Annotated in this window: 4 protein-coding genes; all 4 read right to left on the bottom strand. The window is 32.8% G+C overall.

The window, feature by feature from the left end; translation table 11 throughout:
- Nucleotides 1-131: 131 nt before the first annotated feature.
- The 4 genes from arcC to arcA are packed head-to-tail and all read right to left on the bottom strand — an operon-like array spanning nucleotide 132 to nucleotide 4799.
- Nucleotides 132-1064, bottom strand: a complete 933-nt coding sequence (gene arcC, locus BN1173_RS04350) for a carbamate kinase (protein WP_040236888.1) — start codon at nucleotides 1062-1064, stop codon at nucleotides 132-134.
- Nucleotides 1065-1088: 24 nt separating this feature from the next.
- Nucleotides 1089-2504 (bottom strand): YfcC family protein, encoded by a 1416-nt coding sequence (locus tag BN1173_RS04345; RefSeq protein ID WP_014696657.1) that lies wholly within the window; start codon nucleotides 2502-2504, stop codon nucleotides 1089-1091.
- A gap of 52 nt (nucleotides 2505-2556) precedes the next feature.
- Entirely contained in the window at nucleotides 2557-3552 is a 996-nt protein-coding gene (gene argF / locus BN1173_RS04340; RefSeq protein WP_014696656.1) for an ornithine carbamoyltransferase, read from the bottom strand.
- Between the two features lie 17 nt (nucleotides 3553-3569).
- Nucleotides 3570-4799, bottom strand: a complete 1230-nt coding sequence (gene arcA, locus BN1173_RS04335; RefSeq protein WP_040236885.1) for an arginine deiminase — start codon at nucleotides 4797-4799, stop codon at nucleotides 3570-3572.
- Nucleotides 4800-4804: the final 5 nt, after the last annotated feature.

The following is a 4804-nucleotide window of genomic DNA, read 5'->3' as shown; positions in this document are numbered from 1 at the left end:
CAAATGAATGGGTTGATTTTAAGATCTTAGCCATCCATCTTAATCATTGATTCTGTTGAAACTTTACTCTTTTTAAAATAGATGCTTACTTATACTATACACTTTCCTATATCAATATTTAGTAACTCGATCTACATGGTTATCATTGTCCCTCTAATTCCCTTTATCCCTTCAATAATTTTATCAAGTGATGTAATAATTGCCTCTCTATTCTCTCTAGACTTTACAAAGTTAATACTTGCCTCTATTTTAGGCAACATAGAACCTACCGCAAAATGACCCTCTTTGATATATCTCTCTAAATCACCAATACTTACTTTGCTCAGTAAACTTTCATTACTTTTGCCAAAATTTAACGCCACCTGCTCAACAGCAGTAATAATTAATAACTGATCTGCTCCTATATCTTGTCCTAATTTAGACGATGCAAAATCCTTATCAATTACTCCACTTATTCCCTTAATGACTCCTCTTTCATCTTTGATAACAGGTATACCACCTCCTCCACAAGCAATCACTATACATCCTTTGTTAATTAATTCAATTATCTCTTCAATTTCTATAATCTCAATAGGCTTAGGTGATGCCACCACTCTCCTATACCCTCTTCCACTATCTTCTTTTAAAGTATATCCCTCACTCTCAAGCTCTTTTGCTCGTATCTTATCATAAAATGGACCAATAGGTTTGCTAGGATTATTAAAACACTCATCTTCTTTATTTACCAAAACTTGAGTCAACACCACTATTACTTTTCGTTTAATTCCTCGCCTACAGATCTCATTCCTTAATGCCTGTTCAATATAATATCCTATCATCCCTTGACTCATACCAACACACACATCAAGTGGTGCCAATGGTGTCTCTTTGCACATTTCATTTTCTAACAAAATTCTTCCCACTTGAGGACCATTACCATGACTAATGACTATCTCATAACCATATTCTATTAAATCCACTATACCACATACACTACTTTCTATCCTTGATAATTGCTCACAAAATGTTCCATCTCCACATTCTAAAGCATTCCCTCCAAGACTTACTACAATTCTTTTATTCATACACAACTCCTTAACTCATACATATTATAAATATACATTTGCCATTATTACTAAAATACATATTACAAATTCAATCACAAAAATTGGCATCACAAACTTAAACCAACTACCATAACTCAGTCTTGCCATTCCCAATACAGCCATGATAACCCCACTCGTTGGCGTTAACAAATTCACCAAACCCGATGCTGTCTGCATAGCCAATACAACTGACGATCTTGGCATATCTAAAAAATCAGCCAATGGAGCCATCATTGACATTGTTAAACTTGCATGTCCTGATGAAGAGGGTACAATAAAACCTATAAATATCTGTACAAGTTCATTTAAAATGATAAACATACCTTTAGGAACCCCATACAAAAATTCTGATGCAGCATGTAAAATTGTTCCTGTAATCATACCTTCATCAGCTACAATCATTACTCCCCGAGCCATACCTATAATAAGTGCTGCTGTTATCATATCTTTAGCTCCCTCTACAAAAGTATCCCACATTTTAGACTCATTCATTTTACATATAAACGCAGATAGAATCGCTGTACCAAGATATAACATTGTCATCTCTTGCATCCACCAACCAAGCTCCAAAATACTATATATCAAAAATACAACCATTAACCCATACAATACTAATACCATTTTTCGTCTATTTGTAAATTCTGGCATACTATCACTCTTATCATCACTCCTACCTTTAACAAATAGATTATAATTTTCTTCCCTTTGAGAATATACTATAGATCTTTTAGGATCATTCTTGACTCTAACTGCATATATCAATACATATGCTATAGCTACAAAAACAGAAATTACGTATAAAACAATACGAAAATAAAAACCGTCCTTTATCTCAATACCAGCTATTGCTGATGCTATTCCCGTAGCAAATGGATTAATAGTAGATGCCATAGTTCCAACACCAGCCCCTAATCCAATAATTGCAACAGCTACAACACTATCATAACCTAAAGCTATTACCAATGGGATCATAATTAGATAAAATGGTAGTGTTTCTTCATACATCCCTGTTGTAGTCCCACCTATGGAAAAAATAAACATCATCAATGGTATCAAAAGTCTATCCTTATTTCCCATTTTCTTAATTGCTGCGGCTATTCCTGCATCAACTGCTCCCGTCCCCAAAATAACTCCATAAGCTCCACCAACAATTAAAACAAATACAATAACTTCAACAGCATGTTCCATTCCTTTAGCCATTGCTGTTAGAACAATAAAAATGCCATCCCAAAATCCCCTAGGTGCTCTATCTACTGCATGATAAGTTCCAGCCACAACAACTTCTTGCAAATTACCATTCACTTCTCTATTTTCTTTATGAAATTCACCTGCAGGAACTATATAAGTTAATATTGTCATAAACACTATTAAAGAAAATACTATCGTAAAACTACTTGGCATTTTATTTTTTTGAACCATTTTATCTCTCCTAATACATATTTACATTTTGATAATAAAACTTATAATAAATTTATCCCAAAGTTCCAACCATAACGGCTTTAATAGTATGCAACCTATTTTCAGCCTCATCAAAAACAACAGATCGGTCACCCTCAAAAACATCATGAGTAACCTCAATCCCTTTAAGTCCATATTTTTCAAAAACTTCTCTACCAACTACCGTATTTAAATCATGAAAAGCTGGTAAACAATGCATAAATATTGCATCTTTCTTTGCCAATTGCATAAGTTCACTATTAACTTGATATGGTCTTAATAATTTAATTCGCTCATCCCAATTAGTCTCACCCATAGATACCCATACATCAGTATAAACAACATCAACATCCCTAACTGTTTCTTCAATAGAACTAGAAATAGTAATACTACCCCCACTCTTATCAGCAATCAATTTTGTCTTAGCTACCAACTCTGGATCTGGAAAGAGTTCTGTTGGTGCAAATATCCTAAAGTCCATTCCCATAATAGAACATCCTTCCATTAAAGAATTAGCCATGTTATTTCTACCATCACCACAAAATACCATCTTTAAATTTTTCAAACATCCTTTATGTTCTTCAATGGTCATAAAATCAGCAAGTATTTGCGTTGGATGAGCAATATCTGTTAATCCATTATAAACTGGCACATTAGAATACTTAGCTAAATCTTCAACCGCTTCTTGAGAAAATCCTCTAAATTCAATAGCATCATACATTCTTCCCAATACCCTTGCAGTATCAGCTATAGATTCTTTTTTTCCTATCTGACTTCCTGTTGGTCCCAAATAAGTTACATGAGCTCCTTGATCATAGGCAGCAACTTCAAACGCACATCTTGTTCTTGTTGAATCCTTTTCAAAAATTATAACTATATTTTTACCCTTTAGTTTTTGTTCTTCAATTCCTGATTGTTTAACTTTTTTCAACTTATGAGACAAATCAAGTAAATATTGAATATCATCTTGAGTAAAATCTAAAAGCCTTAAAAAACTTTTATTGCGTAAACTATCTTGTAAATTATACATAAACATTTTCTCCCTAACTAAATATCTTCTCTTATCAAAGGCATAGACATACATCTTGGTCCACCCCTTCCTCGTGAAAGTTCACTAGAAGGAATTTGATAAACCTTAATCCCAAATTCCTCAAGTAATTTATTAGTCATATGATTTCTAGAATAAACTATTACTTCTCCAGGTGCTATTGCTAAAGTGTTAGCACCATCATTCCACTGTTCTCGTGCTCCATGAATTAAATCTCCCCCAGCACACTTTATGATATTAACCTTACATCCAAGATAAAAACCTAAAATATCTTCCAATTTTGACTTTTCGCATTTAACTTTAATATTGCCAGAACTCACATCATAAGTTAAAGCATAAATTGTAAATTTCATATCATCACTAATAAAACTTGTAAAAGTAGTATGATCAATTTGAGTAAAAACAGTATCCAAATGCATATAAGCCCTACTTTGCGGAATTTGAAAAGCCAAAATTGTATTAAATGATATTTTTTGCTCAAAAAGTTTTCGTGCCACTTTCTCAACAGACTCAGACTCGGTCCTCTCGGAAACACCAATAGCTAAAACATCTCGACTTAAAACTAATTCATCCCCACCTTCTAAAGTAGTATCCTCATCCCTATTATACCATATAGGAACATTGTCTTTATAAATAGGATGGTACTTAAAAATATATTCTGCAAATATCGTTTCTCTATGTCTAGTCTTAGTAGACATCCTATTTATTGTCACACCATGCCCAATACTTGCAAAAGGATCCCTTGTAAAGAGTATATTGGGCATAGGATCAATAATTAAAGGATATTCACTATTTACTAAAGAATTTAGAGAAGCAGATTTATAATTTTTAAGATCATCTCTTGTCACACCAGCTATCATATTTGAAATCATATCATTAACAGACATATTACAAAAATAATCTCTCAAAGCTCTAGTTTTATTTTCGGTCCTAATTCCTGCCTCCAAAATAAACTGAGATATAAATTGCTCTTTTATACTATCATCATTAGAAAGAGTTTCACTAATCAAATCTTCAATATAAACAACTTCAACTCCATTACCTCTTAAAGTATCAGCAAAAGAATCATGTTCTTGTATAGCCACATTTAGATAAGGAATATCATCAAACAACAATCTCTTCATTATTGAAGGAGTCAAATTTTCCAATTCTTTACCTGGTCTATGTAATAACACCTTTTTTAAACGACCTATTTCTGAGAATACATTTATTGGTTTTAAATACTGCATAATAA

The sequence above is a fragment of the Borrelia crocidurae genome (assembly GCF_000825665.2).
GTDB lineage: Bacteria > Spirochaetota > Spirochaetia > Borreliales > Borreliaceae > Borrelia > Borrelia duttonii.
Note: the sequence above shows the minus strand (reverse complement) of the source record. Positions and strands in the feature narration are given on the sequence as shown.

Coding starts and splice junctions, on each gene's coding strand:
- arcC (WP_040236888.1), bottom strand. CDS start 1,064: ATGAATAAAAGAATTGTAGTAAGTCTTGGAGGGAATGCTTTAGAATGT.
- BN1173_RS04345 (WP_014696657.1), bottom strand. CDS start 2,504: ATGGTTCAAAAAAATAAAATGCCAAGTAGTTTTACGATAGTATTTTCT.
- argF (WP_014696656.1), bottom strand. CDS start 3,552: ATGTATAATTTACAAGATAGTTTACGCAATAAAAGTTTTTTAAGGCTT.
- arcA (WP_040236885.1), bottom strand. CDS start 4,799: ATGCAGTATTTAAAACCAATAAATGTATTCTCAGAAATAGGTCGTTTA.